Source organism: Paenibacillus sp. sgz302115, assembly GCF_056120445.1.
Map to the genome: position 1 here is coordinate 67,330 of NZ_JBVYOK010000002.1, position 19,452 is coordinate 86,781.

Annotated in this window: 17 protein-coding genes; 12 read left to right on the forward strand and 5 right to left on the reverse strand. The window is 50.0% G+C overall.

Going from position 1 to position 19,452, the window contains the following annotated elements; all coding sequences use genetic code 11:
* Positions 1-199: 199 nt before the first annotated feature.
* The gene (locus tag AC0LWN_RS05820) at positions 200-1,453 is read right to left on the reverse strand and encodes a S8 family peptidase (RefSeq protein WP_474663651.1); all 1,254 of its coding nucleotides are present in this window, start codon (positions 1,451-1,453) and stop codon (positions 200-202) included.
* A gap of 168 nt (positions 1,454-1,621) precedes the next feature.
* On the opposite strand from AC0LWN_RS05820, the gene AC0LWN_RS05825 reads away from it, so the two are divergent.
* The 7 genes from AC0LWN_RS05825 to AC0LWN_RS05855 all read left to right on the forward strand — a co-directional run bounded on the left by AC0LWN_RS05825 (position 1,622) and on the right by AC0LWN_RS05855 (position 8,923).
* The gene (locus tag AC0LWN_RS05825) at positions 1,622-2,005 is read left to right on the forward strand and encodes a hypothetical protein (protein ID WP_474663652.1); all 384 of its coding nucleotides are present in this window, start codon (positions 1,622-1,624) and stop codon (positions 2,003-2,005) included.
* A gap of 175 nt (positions 2,006-2,180) precedes the next feature.
* A complete protein-coding gene (locus tag AC0LWN_RS05830; RefSeq protein ID WP_474663653.1) occupies positions 2,181-2,912 on the forward strand; it encodes an alpha/beta fold hydrolase in 732 nt (243 codons plus the stop codon).
* 84 nt (positions 2,913-2,996) lie between these two features.
* Positions 2,997-3,131 carry a hypothetical protein gene (locus AC0LWN_RS05835; protein ID WP_474663654.1) on the forward strand — a complete coding sequence of 45 codons (135 nt, stop codon included), beginning with the start codon at positions 2,997-2,999 and terminating at the stop codon, positions 3,129-3,131.
* Positions 3,128-4,102, forward strand: coding sequence for a phosphotransferase enzyme family protein (locus AC0LWN_RS05840; RefSeq protein WP_474663655.1), 975 nt, complete (start codon positions 3,128-3,130; stop codon positions 4,100-4,102). Before AC0LWN_RS05835 ends, AC0LWN_RS05840 begins: the two co-directional genes overlap by 4 nt.
* A gap of 44 nt (positions 4,103-4,146) precedes the next feature.
* Entirely contained in the window at positions 4,147-4,998 is an 852-nt protein-coding gene (locus AC0LWN_RS05845) for a phosphotransferase (RefSeq protein ID WP_474663656.1), read from the forward strand.
* 150 nt (positions 4,999-5,148) lie between these two features.
* Positions 5,149-6,573: an FAD/NAD(P)-binding protein gene (locus AC0LWN_RS05850; RefSeq protein ID WP_474664132.1), complete on the forward strand. Its 1,425-nt coding sequence runs from the start codon at positions 5,149-5,151 to the stop codon at positions 6,571-6,573.
* A 508-nt stretch (positions 6,574-7,081) separates the two neighbouring features.
* The gene (locus AC0LWN_RS05855) at positions 7,082-8,923 is read left to right on the forward strand and encodes a UbiD family decarboxylase (protein ID WP_474663657.1); all 1,842 of its coding nucleotides are present in this window, start codon (positions 7,082-7,084) and stop codon (positions 8,921-8,923) included.
* 696 nt (positions 8,924-9,619) lie between these two features.
* Here the strand turns inward: AC0LWN_RS05855 and AC0LWN_RS05860 are convergent.
* Positions 9,620-10,783: a copper amine oxidase N-terminal domain-containing protein gene (locus AC0LWN_RS05860; protein ID WP_474663658.1), complete on the reverse strand. Its 1,164-nt coding sequence runs from the start codon at positions 10,781-10,783 to the stop codon at positions 9,620-9,622.
* Between the two features lie 205 nt (positions 10,784-10,988).
* Between AC0LWN_RS05860 and AC0LWN_RS05865 the strand changes: the two genes are divergently transcribed.
* The 3 genes from AC0LWN_RS05865 (at position 10,989) to AC0LWN_RS05875 (ending at position 13,132) form a co-directional block, all read left to right on the forward strand.
* Positions 10,989-11,561 (forward strand): GNAT family N-acetyltransferase, encoded by a 573-nt coding sequence (locus tag AC0LWN_RS05865; protein WP_474663659.1) that lies wholly within the window; start codon positions 10,989-10,991, stop codon positions 11,559-11,561.
* A gap of 6 nt (positions 11,562-11,567) precedes the next feature.
* Positions 11,568-12,485 carry a helix-turn-helix transcriptional regulator gene (locus tag AC0LWN_RS05870; RefSeq protein ID WP_474663660.1) on the forward strand — a complete coding sequence of 306 codons (918 nt, stop codon included), beginning with the start codon at positions 11,568-11,570 and terminating at the stop codon, positions 12,483-12,485.
* Positions 12,486-12,556: 71 nt separating this feature from the next.
* A complete protein-coding gene (locus AC0LWN_RS05875; RefSeq protein ID WP_474663661.1) occupies positions 12,557-13,132 on the forward strand; it encodes a GNAT family N-acetyltransferase in 576 nt (191 codons plus the stop codon).
* A 140-nt stretch (positions 13,133-13,272) separates the two neighbouring features.
* On the opposite strand, the gene AC0LWN_RS05880 is transcribed toward AC0LWN_RS05875, so the two are convergent.
* On the reverse strand, positions 13,273-14,058 hold the full coding sequence (locus tag AC0LWN_RS05880; protein WP_474663662.1) for a helix-turn-helix transcriptional regulator: 786 nt from the start codon (positions 14,056-14,058) through the stop codon (positions 13,273-13,275).
* A gap of 107 nt (positions 14,059-14,165) precedes the next feature.
* Here AC0LWN_RS05880 and pyk point away from each other — a divergent pair, with 107 nt between their 5' ends.
* Positions 14,166-15,584, forward strand: a complete 1,419-nt coding sequence (gene pyk, locus AC0LWN_RS05885; protein WP_474663663.1) for a pyruvate kinase — start codon at positions 14,166-14,168, stop codon at positions 15,582-15,584.
* 96 nt (positions 15,585-15,680) lie between these two features.
* Here the strand turns inward: pyk and AC0LWN_RS05890 are convergent, their stop codons facing one another.
* Complete coding sequence (locus tag AC0LWN_RS05890) at positions 15,681-16,841, reverse strand: glycosyltransferase family 4 protein (protein ID WP_474663664.1); 1,161 nt, start codon at positions 16,839-16,841, stop codon at positions 15,681-15,683.
* 215 nt (positions 16,842-17,056) lie between these two features.
* Positions 17,057-18,505 carry an IS1182 family transposase gene (locus AC0LWN_RS05895; protein WP_474663665.1) on the reverse strand — a complete coding sequence of 483 codons (1,449 nt, stop codon included), beginning with the start codon at positions 18,503-18,505 and terminating at the stop codon, positions 17,057-17,059.
* Positions 18,506-18,764: 259 nt separating this feature from the next.
* Here AC0LWN_RS05895 and AC0LWN_RS05900 point away from each other — a divergent pair, with 259 nt between their 5' ends.
* Positions 18,765-19,451 (forward strand): response regulator transcription factor, encoded by a 687-nt coding sequence (locus AC0LWN_RS05900; RefSeq protein WP_474663666.1) that lies wholly within the window; start codon positions 18,765-18,767, stop codon positions 19,449-19,451.
* The last annotated feature ends 1 nt before the right edge of the window (position 19,452 follow it).

Sequence of the window (19,452 nt, forward strand, 5' to 3'; positions counted from 1 at the left end):
TATGCGGAAAAGAATAAAACCGTTGTTTGGCGGGGGATCTCTATGTCATAATTTTTATTTCAATACGGACAGCGGTTTTGAGAAAATCAAAGCCGCTGTTCTCTGTATATGGAGGGCTTGATTTATTGCGCCCTTTTCATAAGACCCGGCGGTATCAAGGGAGTATCGCTGTTAAGCGAACCCTCCTTTTTAAAAGCTACTAACGGCGCTTCAGAAACCGTACGTTCACCTCGCCGCTGCCTGCGGTGTTCGGTTTCAGCCCTAAGCGAAACGCATGTTTCTTCAGCTTGGCTTTAACTTGACAGGGAGTCAGGGAGGGGCAGCGCTGCAGCAGTTGTGCGGCCGCACCGGAGACGATGGGCGTAGAAATGCTGGTCCCGGACAGCACGAAATATCGTTTGTCGAACGTAAGATACGGAAATTGCCTCGCCAGCTTGGAGCCAGGAGCCCGAAGCGAGATGATGGACTCTCCCGGAGCTACGAGATCCGGCTTGATTCTTCCTCCCGGCGCCGGTCCCCGGCTGGAGTAGAAGGTGATCCGGTCGTCGCCTTGCCAGACCGTCCGGCGGTCATCCACTGCCCCGACTGTGATTGCAGAGGGACTTATCCCCGGTGATTCTATCGTTCTCCGTCCGGGGCCGCTGTTGCCGGCGGCGATCACAACGGTGAGCCCGGCCTTGACCGCTTTTTCGACCGCTTGGCTGAGAAGATCATCTTTGCTTGAGGCACTCACCGGTCCGCCGAAGGACATCGACAGAATACGCAGCTTTAACCGCTTGCGCTGGGCAATACACCACTCGATTCCCTTGATAATCGTGGAGTCATAACCGTCGCCGTTTCGATTCAAGACTTTGACGCCCACTATGCCCGCTTCAGGGGCCGGGCCTTTATATTTTCCTTTGCTGGACCAGCCATTGCCTGCCGCATCGCCGGTAATATGTGTGCCATGGCCGTTGTCGTCATAGGGATTTTTGCGGTGATTGATAAAATCCTTGAAGGCGATGATGCGGTTCATGGGCCGGATCAGATCCGGATGCCGGAATACACCAGTGTCGAGAATGGCGATGTTGACCCCTTTTCCGGTAAGTCCCCTTGCTCTTTGAACCGCTGTTGCGCCAATGGAGGGAGTAGCAATATCTAAAGATATTGTTTTAATTTCGTCGAGGTATACCTTGTGAACCCCGCTCCAGCAGCACATCCGTTCCAGGGATTTCAGAGAAATCTGCGAGGACACCGCGTTCAGCAGGGGAATTCGGTGTTTGACAGGAAAGGAATGTGGACCTAAATGCTTCTGCAAGGCTTGTATGCGGGAGGGGGAGAGTTTCTGTTTGAATTGAATAATGACCGGAACCGCCGCAGGCTTAACACCTGATTGCACAGATTTCCGAACATGGCGTTTCAATGGCCGATTGATTTTGGCAGCATGCTGCTGCATCCAGAGCGTATCACTCATTGCTGTCGGATCACCTCTTCAGTGCATGGTATGCACGGAAAGACCAGGCGGATACATATCTATGAAACTGAGATATCAACACATTTCTCGAACGGTAGGCAGGAACTTGTTTCAGACAACATGCAAACTACATTTACTAATGTATCCTAAAAGAAAGTGGTGAAGCAAATGAGAGAGTCCGAAAAGAAAGCATTAATGGCAAGAAAAGCACTGCTGGCAAAAAAAGCGCTGATGGCCAAAAAAGCAAATGCAAGAGTAGTGAAAAAAGTAGTGAGACAGAGACGCAGAGTTAAACAAACGTTTGACAGATTCGTCGTGCTTGCTACAAGTCTCGGCAATGTGAATAAGGACACTACTGGCTGGACAGCTGCCTTGACCACCGGTACAGTAACGGTAACTACCGATTTTGACGATTTTGGTGTGGCTAGATTTCCTACTATTACGACTTTAACAACGGTATCCTATACTTTGAGAATAAGAGATGAAGCGGGCAATCTCTTAACAACCAAATCTGTCTCTGCCAACCGTGAGTTTTTTGTCGCGAGATTCTAATTAGTACTGATTCATAGGGTGAAGGAAGCAGCGTGTATCGTTACTGGCGGTAGCGCTGCTTCCTTTTTTTGTGGCTATATTTTCTGGTCATTGTTATATCATTTTCGGATCAGCAGCTTCCATGATATTCTTTAGGAGGTTGAATTTAGGGATAAAGAATTTGGAGGAATGCCGATTGAAAAGCTATTTTGTTCATAATGGACCTGTGTCACTGCATGTACTGGAAAATGGAGAACCTTCTTCCGTGGTACCTTCTCTTCTGGTGATCAGCGGGTTATGGGAGCCTGCCGAGCGGGCCATTCCACTTTTGACTAATTTGCCGGGGCATGTCGTGGCGCTTAGCTTTCGTGGCCGAGGCTTAAGCTCAACACCGCAAGCAGGTTATGATCTTGAGGATCACCTGTCAGATATCGCGGCTGTGGTTGCGCATTGCAGGCTTGAGAATTACTGTGTATTGGGATTTTCCAGGGGGGCGTCCTACGCGCTTGGCTGGAGCCTGCAGAACCAGCATCAAATGAAAGGTCTTATTCTTGTAGATCAGCCGCCTATCCATAGGAGTCTTTCAGAGGAAGTTGTGGATTTTTGGAGCGGGCTGGTTTATCTGCAGGTGCCTATCCTGAACTTCATGCGCCGCGAGGCAATTGAGGGACTGGGTAGAGATGCCCGCGAGGTAGATTTCACTGCGCAGCTATCTCAGCTTAAGCTCCCTGTTACATTGTTTGCCGGAAGAAACCCGGCTGCCGGGATTCCATCTGATATCTCAGATGAGACTTTAGACAAGTATACCCGGAATCTTTCATCCTTCCATGTGGTTGAGTTTATCCATTCCGGGCATATGATCCCGGACGAAGAGCAGCAGAAGTATATCGCCGAAGTCGGGTTATGTATAGAAAGAATTACTGGATAGAAGGCCATCTCCATGCATGAGCGGATCAAAGGGCGCGGTGCAGTTCTACTATAATTATTTTCTACCCATATGTGCGGTCTGCTTATGCATATAATGGAAGTTGAATATACCGGAGCGTTGCAACAAGACAGAGACATCAGCTCCAATCAGTTGGCCGCTTTTGCCGGGTACATGCTGGATGAGATTTATAAGGAAGTGGAAGGGCGGGTACATAAATGATAAAAGCTGCAGAAAAAGTACTTTTGTCCTATGAGATTCAGGAGCCGGTAGTTGAGTTCATCAGACATAATGAAAATATGACTTACAAGGTAACGGATACAAGCAACGGCAGGCATTACTTGCTGCGCCTTCACAGTCCTTCAACTGCGGGGATGCTGGGGATTCAGCACACGCCTCAGGGCTTGGAGTCAGAAATGTACATATTGCAGGAGCTGGCCCGAGTGAACACCCTTAGGGTACAAAAGCCTGTGGTCAATCGCCTGGGAGAACTGGTGACCGAATATGATACCGCTGACAACGGGGCCGGTTATGCAACGCTGCTGGAATGGATTGAAGGCTCCACACTTACTTTGCAGGAAGAGAACATAGAGCAAATTGCATATTCCCTGGGGGAGAAGTTCGCAGCTTTTCATAATTTCTCGCGCCATCATGCGCTTCCTCCCCTGCAAAGACATGTGTACAACGAAGAGAGGGTTGATTCCTGCATTGTGGAGCTGACAACCGGCATTGAGTCAGGTCTGTACAGCCAGGAACAGTATGAGATCATTGCCAAAGTCCTTCGAATTGTAAAAAAACAAATGCAAGAGCTGGGTTCCATTCCCGGGCAATGGGGGATCGTTCATGCGGATGTACAGCCGGGAAATGTCATTATCACCGGGGCCGGGCCTTGTCTGATAGATTTTGGATTCTGCGGATATGGCTATTATTTATTTGATTTGGGCAGTGCGGCTACTGTTTTTCCCGGCGGGCTGCGGAAGCGCTTCTTGCAGGGCTATGCTTCAGCAGCAGATTTTTCAATGGATTGGATAAGGTATATTGAGGGACAGATATTTATGGATACGTTCATTAGCTATCTTTTCTTCATAGGCGATTCTAACCGCAATGGCTGGGTTAAAGAAAGTGCAGCCAAGCTTTGTGATACGCTGTGCAAGGATTTTATTGCGGGCAAAGAAGTATTTTACTCGTTCTAGGTGTATATACAGATCATCCATCTCATAGAAGGAGGCAATCAGCAATGAATATTATACTGGGAAAAAAGATTGGCGAAGGCGGATGCTCGGAGATTTATGAATGGGAGGACGCTGGGAAGATCATTAAGCTGGGGAAAAGCAATACCGGAAGGGACGAGCTCCAGAACGAGCTGTCTAAAACCCAAGCTGCTTGGGAGTATGGACTGCCTGTACCCCGTCCTTATGACCTGACTGAGGTCGAAGGCCGTCCGGGGCTGGTAAGTGAACGAATCTACGGGGAGTCGCTGATGGACCGGTTCATGCGGCTGTTCATGCAGCTGTCTGACGGCAGGGAATGGAGCACAGAAGATGACGACAATATCCGCATAACTGCCCGCATGCTAAGCATTGTCCATAGCCAATCCATCCCGTCTATGCCGCCGCAAAAAGAAATGCTCGGCTGGAGCATCCGTACAGCCCATTATCTGACCTCTTCCGAGAAGGAGCAGGTCCTTCAAATGCTGGACAGTTTGCCGCCCAAATACCAGCTCTGCCATGGAGATCCCAATCCGGGTAACATCCTGATCCGGGAGGGCGAGCCGGTCATTATTGATTGGATGGATGCCTCAACCGGCAATCCTGAAGGGGATTTGGCTGAGTATATTGTCATGATCAGGTACTCGGTTCTTCCGGCTGGTCTGCCAGGTGAGGTAACTGATTTTTTTGATTCCGTAAGAGAGCATATTATCTCTGTATTTTGTGAGGAGTATGAACGGCTGACCGGACTTGCTTACCGTGAAGTGGAGCAGTGGCTGGTGCCTATTGCAGCACGTAAGCTAAATGCTGATGCCATCGGTGAGGAAGAGAAGGAACGGCTGGTGAAGGTTATAAGAGAGGGACTTTTGTCAAGATCATAGACATGCTTTTTCCAAATTGTTAGTGATGCGGTACAAAGAGACCAGCGGATTTTGGCTGCCATGACAATAAACTTGACATCACCATTCAAAAGACGGGGCATACACGCTATAATATGGCCTAAAGATGCCACCCGAAAGGTCTGAGGAATGATGAGTCTGGAAATCTTAAATGAACGAGTGCAAACCGATCTTTCCTACCTTGCTTATGGCGGCGCAGACTGGGTTCGTCCGCTGGATCATGCTGATGGGCATGTGTACGACGTTGTGATTGTGGGCGGCGGCCAGAGCGGCCTCGGGGCTGCTTTTGGATTGCTGCGTGAACGGATATCGAATATTCTGGTGATCGACGAGAACCGCGAAGGGATGGAGGGGCCTTGGGAGACATACGCCCGGATGGTCACGCTGCGCACACCCAAGCATTTAACCTCTGTAGATCTGGGGATTCCTTCGCTGACCTTCCGCTCTTGGTGGGAGGCGCAGCATGGACCGGAAGGCTGGGAGGCAGTGGACAAAATCCCGCGCGGCGACTGGATGGATTATCTGCGCTGGTACCGCAAAATTCTCAGCCTGCCTGTGGTAAATGAGGTCCGGCTCAAGCTGATTGAGCCTGGGCAAGACGGAATTCACCGCCTGCATATCGCAGGGGCGGGAGCACCGTCTGAGCAACTGCTGGCGCGCACAGTTGTGCTGGCAACAGGCATTCAAGGCGGCGGCGAGTGGCATGTGCCGCCGATGGTGGCTGATAATTTGCCCAAAGCGCTGTATGCCCACACTTCGGAAGCCATAGATCCCCTGCTGCTCCGGGGCAAAAAAATTGCTGTCCTCGGCGGCGGAGCCTCGGCCTTTGACAACGCCAACTTCCTGCTCTCGGAGGGGGCGGCGGAGGCACATGTGTTTGTCCGCCGCGAGCAGCTGCCGAGCATCAATCCGATCCGCCAGATGGAGGTTTCGGGCATGATTGAACGGTTCCATACGCTGACGGATGCAGATAAATATGCAGTCATATCACATTTTTTCAAATATAATCAGCCTCCGACCAATGATACCTTTGCCCGTGCGGGCGCTTGGCCGGGCTTCCGGCTTCATCTCGGTTCACCGTGGCTGAGCGTGGAACCAGCGGGCGACAAGGCGGTGGTCACAACCCCGAAAGGGGAATTCTCCTTTGATTTTGTGGTAGTGAGCACCGGCCTGCTCAGCGACCCGGGTCTGCGTCCCGAGCTGCGGCTGGTGGAGAGCCATATCGCCCGCTGGAGCGACCGCTATGAGGCTCCGCCTGAGATGGTGAATCCGCTGCTGGATGCGCATCCGTATCTCAGCCCCGGCTTTGCGCTGCAGAGCCGGGACAGCGCAGGCCACGCGCTGGTGCATGGGCTGTTCGTCTTCAATTATTCGGCGCTCGCAAGCTGCGGGCTGTCGGCGTCGGCCATCTCCGGCATGAAAAATGCGGTGCCGAAGCTTGTAGCCGGAGTAGCGGACCAGTTGTTTCTGGATGACCGCCAAGAGATTTTAAAGGCTTTTTTCGCCTACGATGAGGTTGAATTTACCGGTGTGTGGCCTTTGAAGCCGCAGGAGTGATGCACTTGTGAAGCCCGTGAGATATATGTTGCCTCAGGAACCCCAACTATGTGTGGGGTTTTTTCTATTTTTTGCAGAAACAGATACTTTACGATGTGAAAATATAGACTGCGCAGAAATGTGTTGATGAGTAAGCAGTTGGGCATTTAGGTAGTCTCGTTCAAGCTGCAACTGTATTTTGTACAACTAAACGGGCGGATTTCGGCCACAAATCAGAGTTACCTGCACTTCTTACACTTAAATCCTCCTCCGTTCACGAAAATAGCGCAGGCCGCCATTTTTACCTGTATGAAATACAATTAACGCCGAAAACAGGCGGTTCAGCCTCCATTTAGTTGCACGAAATACATTTAACCCTCCGGCGGTACAAAGTTTGATAGATTGGACGTAGCTCTACTTGTTCCTGACATCTTAACTTGTATAGTCCTTGGACCCGGCGTTGACCTTGAGTCCTCCCTCATTGATAATAAAGAGAGTTCACATTTCTTCTGAAGATTGGAGTAAGACCATGAGATATCGCAGTATGGAAGAATGTATTATGGATTTGGAGAAGCACGGACATTTAATCCGTATTCATGAGGAAGTAGATCCCCATCTGGAGATGGCGGCAATTCATCTGAAGGTCTATGAGGCGGGAGGTCCGGCCCTGCTGTTCGAGAAGGTCAAAGGCTCGAAGTACCGCGCGGTGTCGAATCTGTTCGGGACCATTGAACGCAGCAAGTTCATATTCCGCGATACCTGGGATTCGTCCCAGGCAGTTATTGCTCTGCGCAGTGATCCCATGAAGGCGCTCAAGCAGCCTTTTAAATATATCGGCACGGGCCTGGCCGCGAGAAAAGCGCTGCCGCTGAAGAAGCGGGGCGGAGTTCCCTCCGGCTTCGAGGAGATTCAAATCTCCGATCTGCCGCAGATCAAGCATTGGCCGGAGGATGGCGGGGCGTTTGTGACGCTGCCGCAGGTCTATTCCGAGGACCCGGATAAGCCGGGGATTATGAATTCCAACCTTGGCATGTACCGTATCCAGCTTAGCGGCAATGAGTATGAGCTGAACAAGGAGGTCGGCGTCCATTACCAGATTCACCGGGGAATCGGCATCCATCAGGCGCAGGCGACAAAAAAAGGCCAGCCGCTGAAGGTCAGCTGCTTCATCGGCGGTCCGCCGGCCCATACGCTGTCGGCGGTGATGCCGCTACCGGAGGGACTCAGCGAAATGACTTTTGCCGGACTGCTTGCCGGACGCCATTTCCGGTACAGCTATGTGGACGGCTATTGTATCAGCAGCGATGCTGATTTTGTCATTACGGGTGAGATTTATCCTGGTGAGACCCGACCTGAGGGGCCTTTTGGCGACCATTTGGGCTACTACAGCCTGACTCATCCGTTTCCCGTTATGAAGGTGCATAAGGTATATGCGAAAAAAGGAGCGATCTTTCCTTTCACCGTTGTCGGACGGCCGCCGCAGGAGGACACCTCCTTCGGGGAATTGATCCATGAGCTGACTGGCGGAGCGGTGAAGTCGGAGGTGCCGGGGGTTAAAGAGGTGCATGCCGTAGATGCGGCAGGTGTACATCCACTGCTGTTCGCTATCGGCAGTGAGCGCTACACGCCTTACCAGCGGCTGAAGCAGCCTGCGGAGCTTCTGACCATTGCCAACCGCATACTCGGGACAGGCCAGCTCAGCTTAGCGAAGTACCTGTTCATTACTGCGGAAGAGGAACGGAAGATCAGCACGCATGACATCGCGGATTTCCTGACCTATATTCTGGAGCGGTTCAATCTGCGGCGGGATATTCATTTTCAGACGAATACTACGATTGATACCTTGGACTATTCGGGTACGGGGATCAACAGCGGCAGCAAAGTGGTTTTTGCGGCAGTGGGGGAGCAGAAGCGGAGCTTATGCACAGAGGTGCCAGAGCAGCTGAAGTCGTTACCGGCATTTGGGCAGGCCCGCATGATTATGCCCGGCATAGTGGCGGTGCAGGGACCGAAATTCGCAAGTTACAAGGAAGCGCAGCAGGAAATAGAGGAGCTGTGCGCCGCCATTCAGGAGCAAGGTCCGCTGGACTCCTGCCCGATGCTCATCTTATGTGATGACAGCCTGTTCATGAGCGAGAACCTGAGCAATTTCCTGTGGGCCACCTTTACGCGCAGCAATCCCTCGCATGACATTTACGGTGTGAACAGTACGGTGGAGAACAAGCATTGGGCCTGCGACAATGTCATCATTGATGCCCGCGTGAAGCCGCATCAGGCGCCGCCTCTGATCCCCGATCCAGCGGTGGAGCGGAATATTGAGCGGCTCTTTGCGGAAGGGGCCAGTCTGGGGCGTCTTAACAAACGGCGCTAGATTAGTCTCTGGGCGCATACGCTTATCTGAAGTACCGCAAGAAATACGCAGCGGTGTGGCGTAAAAAGTGCATAAAAAACCGCGGCAGGCGCAAAGGACGCATGCTGCGGTTTTTTATATGACCTGTAGAGTTCGGGAAATCAGGTGCTGGTGTGCAGTGCCTGCCTATTTTGGCGCTAATTGTACTTCGTACATTTAAAAACGCAAAAAATAGGTCCTTTCGGGAGATACCTGCATTTCATACAGCTATTTTGACGGGATTCGGCGATAGGAGCCTAATTGGTCTATTCTAATTGCAGCAAATACAACTAAAGTTGGGAAGCAGCCATTTTAGCCTAAAATAACTGCAGCAAATACATTTATTTCGCTCCAGCCAGACTCCAGCCGAGATTCACCCCAGCAAGCTTAGATTCAGCCCAGATCCAGCTCAGTTCAACCCTGGATTCGTATCTCTCCAGGCAGTTACGTACCAGTTCTGTGCAATCCGACGCCACTCCTATGCAGACCTGCCTCAGTCCCAAGCAGTTTCGCACCATTCCCGTACAATCCTGCACCACTTCCGTTCCATGCCACTCCCGTTTCGCCAATCGCCCCGCGAACTTCAACCAATATACCCGCGCTGCCTGGCAGTTCTCCGTAAGAGCTGGAAAAGTTCCGACCCCTAAGCTTTCCACCACTACCGTGTTTACAGAAGGTTTACTTCCCTGCCGGTAAAGTGTAGGTATACGTCTGATCCTTGCCTACGTTGTTATATCCGGTAAAGGTCAAGGTGTTGCCGCTGCGCCCGGTCAGGCGGATATAATCGCCGGGGAACATGGCATCGGTCTGCTCCAGCACATGCTGCCGGTCGGCATCGACCAACTCTTTATAGAGCAAGGTTCGCGTACCGCTGCTGCGGTTGACGAGTGTCAGAAAGGCCGTATCGCCGGGGCGGACCAGCAATATATCCGAATACACAGCCTCAACGTTGTAGTATACATTCTTCGTAACACTGCTGCCCATCAAGCGGGTCAAATTAATAGTTTCGCTGACTGCCCCCGAGCCGTCCTCAATCAGCCGGAGAGTCTGGCCGTCATTCAGCACCAGCTTGCCATCTGACCATAGGGCGGGTTCGGCGAAGGTGGTATGAAAATCCGTATGGCCCTGGCGGATGACTATGCCGTTCTTCAAAATAAAGGTGTAATATTCCATGTGAATATGCGGTTCGCCGTAATTGTGGCCGACGCGCAGTACGGTCAGTCCGCCTGGTGTCTGTTCGAAAGTAAAGTCCACAACATCCAGTCCGCTGCCAAGGCTGGCGAGCTTGCGTTTTGCATTTTTGCCGGAGGAGATGTACAGCTCGCCGGAATCGGGGGACATGGAGTAGACCGCACCGCGGAACGATTCAGAATAGCTGCGGTACATATGCAGACGGTTTGCTTGAATTACGTTATTCTTGGAATCCCACTGTACAGGGCCGCCTTCCAGCGCTGATACAATGAATTTAACCGGGACATAGAGTTCCTTCTTGTACATATAGGGAATCCCGCCAATGTCGATCTTTTTTCCATCGAGCACGCCAGTGCGGCTGCCAAGCTGCACGGTGAAGCTTTTCTCCCAGCCGCTAAAAACAGCACGTTTGCCCGAAGCCTCCCATTTGATCTTAATCCCGGCTTCGCCCACCATCCAGGCTGGCATATAAGAGACACCATTTTTTACTTGACCACCCCCCATTTCATCACTGGATAGGGTATAGCCGTTACTAAAGGTCAGCAGAACCTGTACAGTTGGCGATGGTGCAGCCGAAGCCGGGGGTGGTGTTGCAGCGGATAAGAGCAGGAGGGATAGGGCGGAGAGCAGCAGCAGTTTTTTGACTTTCAATGAAGTTCATCCTTTCAGGATTAATTATGAGGACTTATCTCCAGTGCGCGACTGTTCATATAGACGAAATTGGAAAAGGAAGGTTTCGGTAAAGTTTGACTTTAAAAAGAAAATAGATTGTAAATTATGGGTTCGGATTGCTATATTGTGGTGTGGATCAAAATAAGGCACCGACTAAAATACATATTTGGAGATGGATACAAGGATGAAAGAAATGGAGACGCAGCGGTTAATGATAAGGGGCTTCAATCCGGAGGACTGGGAGGATCTGCACGAGTATCTCTCACAGGAAGAGGTTGTGAAGTACGAGCCTTACGGAGTTTTTGATGAAAAGGCCAGCAGAGCCGAGGCGCTCAGACGCTCCACGGATCATGCTTTTTGGGCGGTATGCCTGAAGGATACAGGCAAGGTGATCGGCAACCTGTATTTTCAGCAGCAGGAGCCGGATCAGTTCCAGACCTGGGAGCTTGGTTATGTGTTTAATAGTCAATTTCAGAGGAACGGCTATGCGGTAGAGGCCTGCAACCGGCTGCTGGAATATGGATTCAGCGAGCTGCAGATTCGAAGAGTAGTGGCCCACTGCGATCCGCGCAACACCCCTTCCTGGCGGCTGCTTGAGCGGCTGCAGCTTCGGCGGGAGGGGCATTTTCTCCAGACCGGATATTTCAAGACCGGTGCCGGCGGTCAGCCGCTATGGCATGATACCTACGCATATGGGGTGCTCGGACAGGAATGGCTGGGCAGCCGCCGAGAAGCAGCGGGGAAGGAACAGGTGTAGCTGCAAATGAAAATCGACCGCTTGCTGGGCATCGTAGTCTATCTGCTGGGCCGAGATACGGTCAGTGCCCGGGTGCTGGCTGAGAAGTTCGAGGTGTCGCCGCGTACCATCCAGCGTGATATTGAGTCCATCAGTCTTGCGGGAATTCCCGTTGGCTCGCTGCAGGGGCAAAGCGGAGGATATTTCATTGTGGACAGCTTCAAAATGAACCGGCAGCTGCTGCAGGCTGAGGATTATGCTATTATCGTGGCTGCGCTTAAAGGGCTGCTCTCCGGGTATGACAGTCAACGGGCGCAGAACGCGGTGGATAAAATGACGGCTCTCTCTCCAGACAGAGCGGTGCTTGGGCAAGCATTTCAACTGAACCTGGGCGTGCTGCGCGAAGGAGGGAATACGGCTCAGGATATCTCCATCTTGGAGCAGGCGATAAAAGAGAAAACGATGATCCGGTTTCAGTATACGGATGCGCGAAATATAGTTTCTGGCAGACGTGTGGAGCCGCTGATTCTGACCTATAAATGGTATGCCTGGTATCTGTTCGCCTATTGCTACGATAAGCAGGATTACCGGCTGTTCCGCGTCTCGCGGATGCGGCAGGTTGCTTCGATGTCGAAGCCCTTTACCACTACTCACGGGGACGCGGAAGTATTGCTGGCAGCTCACACAGATCACCGGCACAGCATTAACGTGAAGCTGCTTTGTCCGGCAGAGGGCAGGGTGCTGCTGGAGGAGGCTTTTCCAAAAGCAGAAGTGCTTGAGGTCCGTGGGGATGGGCTGGTGATGTCCTTTACCGTTCCCGAAGAGGAAAACGGCTGGTTCGGACGGCTGCTGGAACACAGTGATCTGATTACTGTGCTTGAGCCTGAGAGCCTCAGGGAGAGGATGCGCAGCCTGGCTGAGCGGATTGTGAATAAGTATCACTGAAATGGCGACAGACTATTGTCGTATTTTACCTCCTATAATAGGTTTATAGTCTTTATGAGGAGGATACATTTATGAATACCGATATTATTAATCCCTATGAAATCTGTCCGGTCTATGAAACCCAAAGTTTTAATTTCAGGCTGGTGAGGGTAGAGGATGCCGCGGATTTGCTTGATTGTTACAATGATCCGCAAGCCTTTCCGCTGTTCAACAGCGATAACTGCCACTCGGATTTCAAGATGTCCACATTAGAGGAAATGGAAGCTTGCATTACAAGCTGGCTTGTTGAATATCAGAATCGGGCCTATGTGCGGTTAAGTATTATTGATAATTTAAACGGCAAGGCGGTAGGGACAATTGAATTTTTTTGCAGGGCCGGAATGCATGGGGAGAAGCAGCTTACGGGTATTCTACGGATCGACATCGCCTCCGGCTACGAAATGGAGAATAATCTTTACGAGATAATCAAGCTGGTGGAGGATTATTTCCACTACGGGTTTGAATTCACTGCCATTCTGACCAAAGCCTTCCCACTGGCGGAACCAAGGATTCGCGCACTAAAGAGCTGCGGGTATCAGAGCGTGGAGCGCAGCACCGCTATACCGTACGATCATTATTACATAAAAGATTTGATCAGATCGGTGTAACCATCCACTATAAGTCAAGGCATATGCAAAGCTGCTTCGTCTTTGGGTGTTTCATTATCCCCCAGAAAAGAAGGACTCCCAACAACGGAAGTCCTTCTTTTTATATAATTGCACCAAGTTATTTTAACCGTATGCACTATTTAGAGATGCATTGATTTATTGGTCAAATAGTCCGAAGGGGATACTCCGATGATTTGCTTAAAGATTCTACTAAAATAAGATACATCATTGTAGCCCAAAAATTCAGATATTTCCGTGATCTTTAACTGAGATTCCTCCAACATGTATACAGCGGTTTTCACCCGAATGGAATGCACATAATTACTTATCGTTTGGCCGGTAATCGAACGAAACAAGGTGGCCGTATGATTGGGACTCTTTTGGATCACTTCGGCCAGAATTTCTTTCGTTATTTTCTCCCGATAGTGTTCCTGTATGTATCTTTTCATTGATTCCACGTTCCTATGCTTTATAGGGGGAATATCAGCACGGTCCAGTTCGCGATTTATATGTATGAGGATTTCTATCAACATTGACGAGATATACAATTCAAAGTAGGGTGTCTTCTCAGTCCATTGTTTTCCAATAATTTTCATTTTCTCATGAATTATACTAAAACAACCTACATGTCTATGTAAATAGTCTTTGGATGCAAGGATTGGCAATAGCGTGTAATTTGAAATAAGTTCAAAATGAACGACATATTTAGTATGGAATACCGTAGGTATCTGTTTCCATCTGTAATTAATTCCGTTGGGAATTAAAAGAATATCCCCCTTGTTCAAGATGATTTTATTGCCATTCACCCAGTATACACATTTCCCATAAGTCATTAAGCAAAAATGAAAGTCAGCAGAATCTCCTCCTTCGGAGTTATCCAAAATTGGAGCTGTCCTATCAACTTGTAGCGCTCTAATCGTTAACAAGGCCTATTCACCTCATCGTACAATAATACATCCATAATACTATGTTTTATGGGATTATAAAGCATTAACTGTTATATTGTAGGAAAATAATGAAAAGAGGAATGAAAATGCGAAAAACAAAAATACTTTGCACGATGGGACCTTCTTGTGATTCTCCTCAAATACTGAAGGATATGATTGATTCTGGAATGAATATTGCCAGACTCAATATGGCGCATGGCGAACCAGAGGAACATAGTGAAAGAATTCGCAGAATCCGCCAGATTGCAGAAGAACTCAACGTTTTTATTCCCATACTGATGGATATTAAAGGTCCGGAGATCCGAATCGGCAAATTAAAGGAAGCTTCGATTGAACTCTCAAGGAATGATGAAATTATTTTGACAACGGAAGATATTCTTGGCGATTCTCACAAAATTCCCGTTAATTGCATAGATATGCCGAATATAATGAAACCGGATTCGCGGATATTGTTGGACGACGGATTAATCGAATTGGCAGTAGCTTATGTTAAAGGGCCTGATATTCATTGTAAGGTAATCAACGGAGGGAAATTAAAACCGAAAAAAGGGGTAAACCTTCCAGGAATAAAAACGACATTGCCGGGAATTACAACGAGAGATGTGACTCACATCAATTTTGGACTGGATCAAGGAATTGACATTATTGCAGTTTCCTTTGTAAGGAAAGCTGCCGATATCGAAGAAGTTAGGAGAATTCTAAAAGAGAAAAATGCCGAACATATCCAAATTATCTCCAAAATTGAAAACGAAGAGGGTGTAGCAAATTTAGATGAGATTATTGAGGTGTCAGACGGAATCATGGTAGCCCGCGGTGATTTAGGCGTTGAAATTCAGGTCGAGGAGGTTCCACTGGTTCAACGGGAGATTATAGAAAAGTGCAACATCGTTGGAAAACCCGTAATTGTAGCTACACATATGTTAGATTCAATGCAGGTCAATCCAAGACCAACTCGGGCTGAAGTTAGTGATGTATTTACCGCTGTGCTGCAAGGCGCAGATGTTCTCATGCTTTCCGGAGAAACTGCCGCAGGGAAATATCCTTCGGATTCAGTTCATACTATGGGTATAATTGCAGATAAAGCTGAATCAATGATCAGTTATACAGAGCAGTTTGCAGAGCGAAAAAATAAGCATTCAGCAAATGTGACCGAAATGATCAGCCAAGCTGCGGTCAGTTCTTCGTTAGAGCTAGATACAAAAGCTATAATTGCTCAAACCGAAAGAGGGTTTACCGCGCGAATGATTTCAAAGTATCGTCCGAAGGCGCCAATTATTGCGATTACCCCACATCGCGATGTGTTGCCAAAACTTAGTCTTATGTGGGGAGTTATACCTGTATTAGGCAATGAAGTGCGCTCGACGGATGATATATTTGCATCTGCAATCGAAAATAGTACTAAGACAGGAATCATTAAAGATGGAGATGTTGTTGTTATCTCAGCTGGAGTTCCAATTTGGAAAACAGGAACAACGAATTTAATAAAGATCCATCAAATTCAATAAATTGAGCAACACAAAAAAACTATTGATCTCCTTTGCTTAAAAGGCTAGGGCAGTCAATAGTTTTTTGTGTGTTAACAGACATGCGCCCATCTCACGTTACGCCGTAAATATCCCCGCTCCGCTCTTCACGCGTCTGCTATCAATAACTTCCTCATAATCGCGGATCAGTCCGTCGAAAATCTGCTCCCAGGAGCGGCCAAGTGCTGCTCTCCGTCCTTCAATACCCATGGCTGCCCGCAGTACGGGCTGATCGGTAATTCTGCTGATTTCCTCCACCAGCGCCCCCGGATTCTGCGGCTCAAACAGCCTGCCGGTGACCCCGGGCGTGATCAGTTCCTTGCTCCCTCCTGCACCGGCGGCAATGACCGGGAGGCCTGAAGCCATCGCTTCGAGCACCACGTTGCCGAAGGTTTCCGTACTGGATGGAAAGACGAACAGATCACCGGAGGCGTACAGCTCCGCCAGCTCCTCGCCGTGCTTAGCTCCGGTGAAGGTGACATTGTGAGGCGCGTTCGCCCGCAGCTCGGGCAGCAGCGGACCGTCGCCGACCACCAGCAAGTGGACTCCGGCCGCGAGGGATTCCGGAAGCTGCCGCATGGCCTGGAGCAGGGTGGCGATATCTTTTTCCGGTGCAATCCGCCCAACATACAGTAGCACCAGCGGCGCGGCAATTCCGTAGCGCTCCCGTACGCCGGAGGCATTGCGTTTTTCCGGGGAGTACATCCGGCAGTCAATTCCTCTGGACCAGAGCTTCAGCCGCTCAATACCTTGCCGGGAAAGTGTGCCGACCGTTTCCTGGGATGGGGCAAAGGTGGCGTCGCAGGACCGGTGGAACCATTTCATGTATTTCCAGTAAAGGGGAACAATCGGGCGCATCCGGTAATATTCGAGATAACGGTCGAAGTGGGTATGGTAAGAAGCTACGTGAGGAAGGCCGTGCTTGTGTGCATAACGGAGGCCGCAGAGGCCAATGTTGAACGGCGTGGCCATATGCAGCAGATCAGGCTGGAATGATTTCAACTGATTCTGGATTGAAGACATGCTTGGCAGGGCCAGCCTGCATTCGGGGTACAGAAAAAAAGGGATGCTGGCAATAGGACGCACCGGATCGGGATAGCTGTCTTCCGGAGCGGATTTCGGCGTGAACAGCAGATGCTCAATCCCCCGGCGGTTCAAATGTCCGGTTAAGCGGCTAAGCGTGCGGGCTACACCATTCGTCTGCGGAAGAAACGTGTCTGTAAATAAGGCTAGGCGCATGGAATCCCTCCCTGTGTTCTTCTTGCCCTGATCTTAGCAAGCGAATATTTCAAGGGCGTTAACCGGGGGTTAAAGAACAAACATTATAAAATCTTTATTTTCTTTTGTTAAGCTGTATCCGGGCAGGGCTAGACTTAATTCTCTCCATTTACAGCCATTCAGTGACTTTATAAAGAAATAAGTGGAATTTTTCAGACTGTTGAGAAAGTCCATTTCTAAGCTGCAAAAGCTAAATGGAAATCCAAACGGCGTCCAATGAGATGAATTTCACAGGTACTCATATACAAACGGAGAACATGGGCCTCCTTTTGTGCTAAATATCGGGCGATTTTCTTCACATTTTGTGCAATGGCCGTCATGAGTGCCTGTTCTTGTACCTTGGCCTTGCCGCGCATTCGGCAACGACGGTATCCGTGCAGGTTTTTGGCATCAGCAAAGCTACGCTCAATGGTCTGAGCGCGGTACTTGTAAATACGCTCGCCTTCGGCACTTTTCCGGTTTTGACGAACTCTCTCTTTGTATTCCTCCCACACATGCCGCTGAATGACACGCTGGTGGTTTTGAGTCTCGGTACACTGGGAGAGTCGTGGGCACATAGCGCAGTACGCCTTAGGCGAAGCATACTCTTCATAGCCCGCACGGGTGGTGGTGCGGTAGGTCAGTTGTTGTCCTTCTGGGCACACATAAACGTCCTTCTGGGTGTCATAGGTGAAGTCTTCTTTAGAAAACAAACCCGGTTTGCCTGGCGTGGTCCGTTCGGCAATCACATTCATCCACTGCGTGGTCTGCTTACAAATGTAAGGAACCATGTATCCCGAATCCAGGGCAATGGCTTCTAGCGTATCCGCAAAACCAAAGGTCTCCAGTTGCCGATTCAACCGCTCCATGTATACGGTGGAGTCATTGACATTGCCTGGCGTCACGTAAACATCGGTAATCATATTATATTTGTGGTCAACGGTCCGGTGGTCCAGGTAGAAAAAACCTTCCGGTTTGCCCTTACGCATCATGTAGCCGCACTCCGGGTCAGTCAGGCTTACTTTCTGTTTTTTCGTTTCCGCCTCCTCTTTCGACAGAGGAGGCAGCGGCTTTTTTCCATGAGAGACACGGCTGTCCGTGACGGCTTGCTCCAATTCTTGAAGATAGGCTTGAGGTGTCTCATTCACCAATTGCAGCGTATAGCGGTTTTTGTTGGCACTGGCTTGCAGATGCGTAGAATCCGTGATCAATAGCCGGCCTGCGATCATATGGTGGGAGACGGCCAGCCGCACCACTTCGTCGAAGATTTCCTGAAAGACTCCGGTTCCTTGAAACCGCCCATTGCGGTTCCAGCTAATCGTGGAATGGTCGGGAACTCGTTCGCTCAGACCCAGACCCAAGAACCACCGGTACGCCAGATTCATCTGGATTTCCTGCTCTAGCATTCGTTCCGAGCGAATGCCATACAGGTAGCCAATCAGCATCATTTTAAATAAGCGGACAGGTGGAACGGGAGGTCTGCCTTGGTTTGAGCTATAGTAGGGCCGAACCTTCTCCGTAATGAACGAAAAATCCACATGTTTGTCAATTAGACGAAGGAGGTGATCCGATGGAACCAACTGATCCAAACAGACAAGCTCCATTTGATATTTCCCGCTATTCCCTTGATCCTTTTCGTTTAACATGAGACACCGCACTTTCCTACAAAATTACCTATATTATACCAAATCAAATGAATGCGGTGTCGTATTGAAATATTGGGTTTCTCAACAGTCTGAATTTTTCCACTAACCTTCCTCAGGGGTGGTCACTCAGCGGAACGAAGTGGAGAAAATTCCACTTCCTTTACCTGCGATATACGGGTAGCCTGGACTGTAGTATACTATGGTTTTGCAGATGGGAAGGCCGCAAGAGCTACGAATAACGGAGGACAGGGGGGATACGGTGAGCAGAATTCTGATCATCGACGATGAGGAGGCTTTGGTTAATCTGCTCGCGGATGAGCTGCAGGCTAAGGGGCATGAGGTGCTGACAGCCAATAACGGCATCGAAGGGGTCCGGCTTGCAGAGAGCGAACCGGACCTTGTTATGCTCGACGTCATGATGCCGGGGATGAACGGCTTCGAGGTATGCCGCAGCATCCGCGATCAGGTAAGCTGCCCGATCATTTTCCTGAGCGCCAAGCAGTCGGAGGCAGACCGGGTTCGCGGCCTGACGCTTGGCGGAGACGATTATGTGGTCAAGCCCTTTGGCCTCCGTGAGCTGCTGGCCCGGATTGATGCCAACCTGCGGCGGGAGGAGCGTTCACGGCAGAAGCCGCAGCAGATCAGCAGGCTGCGATTCGGCAAGCTGGAGCTAAGCCTCAAGGAACGGCTGGTAAGCATTGCAGGCGAGCCGGTTGCTCTGACCCGGCGGGAATATGACATTACCGAGCTGCTCGCGCTGCACGGCGGCCAGGTATTTTCACGAGAGCATATCTATGAGAAGATCTGGGGCTATGATGCCGAAGGCGATGCTTCCACCGTGGTCGAGCATATCAAGAAGATACGTGCCAAGCTGGCCGCAGCTGATCCGTCGGGAGATTATATTTCCACCGTGTGGGGCATCGGATACAAATGGACAAATCAGTAAG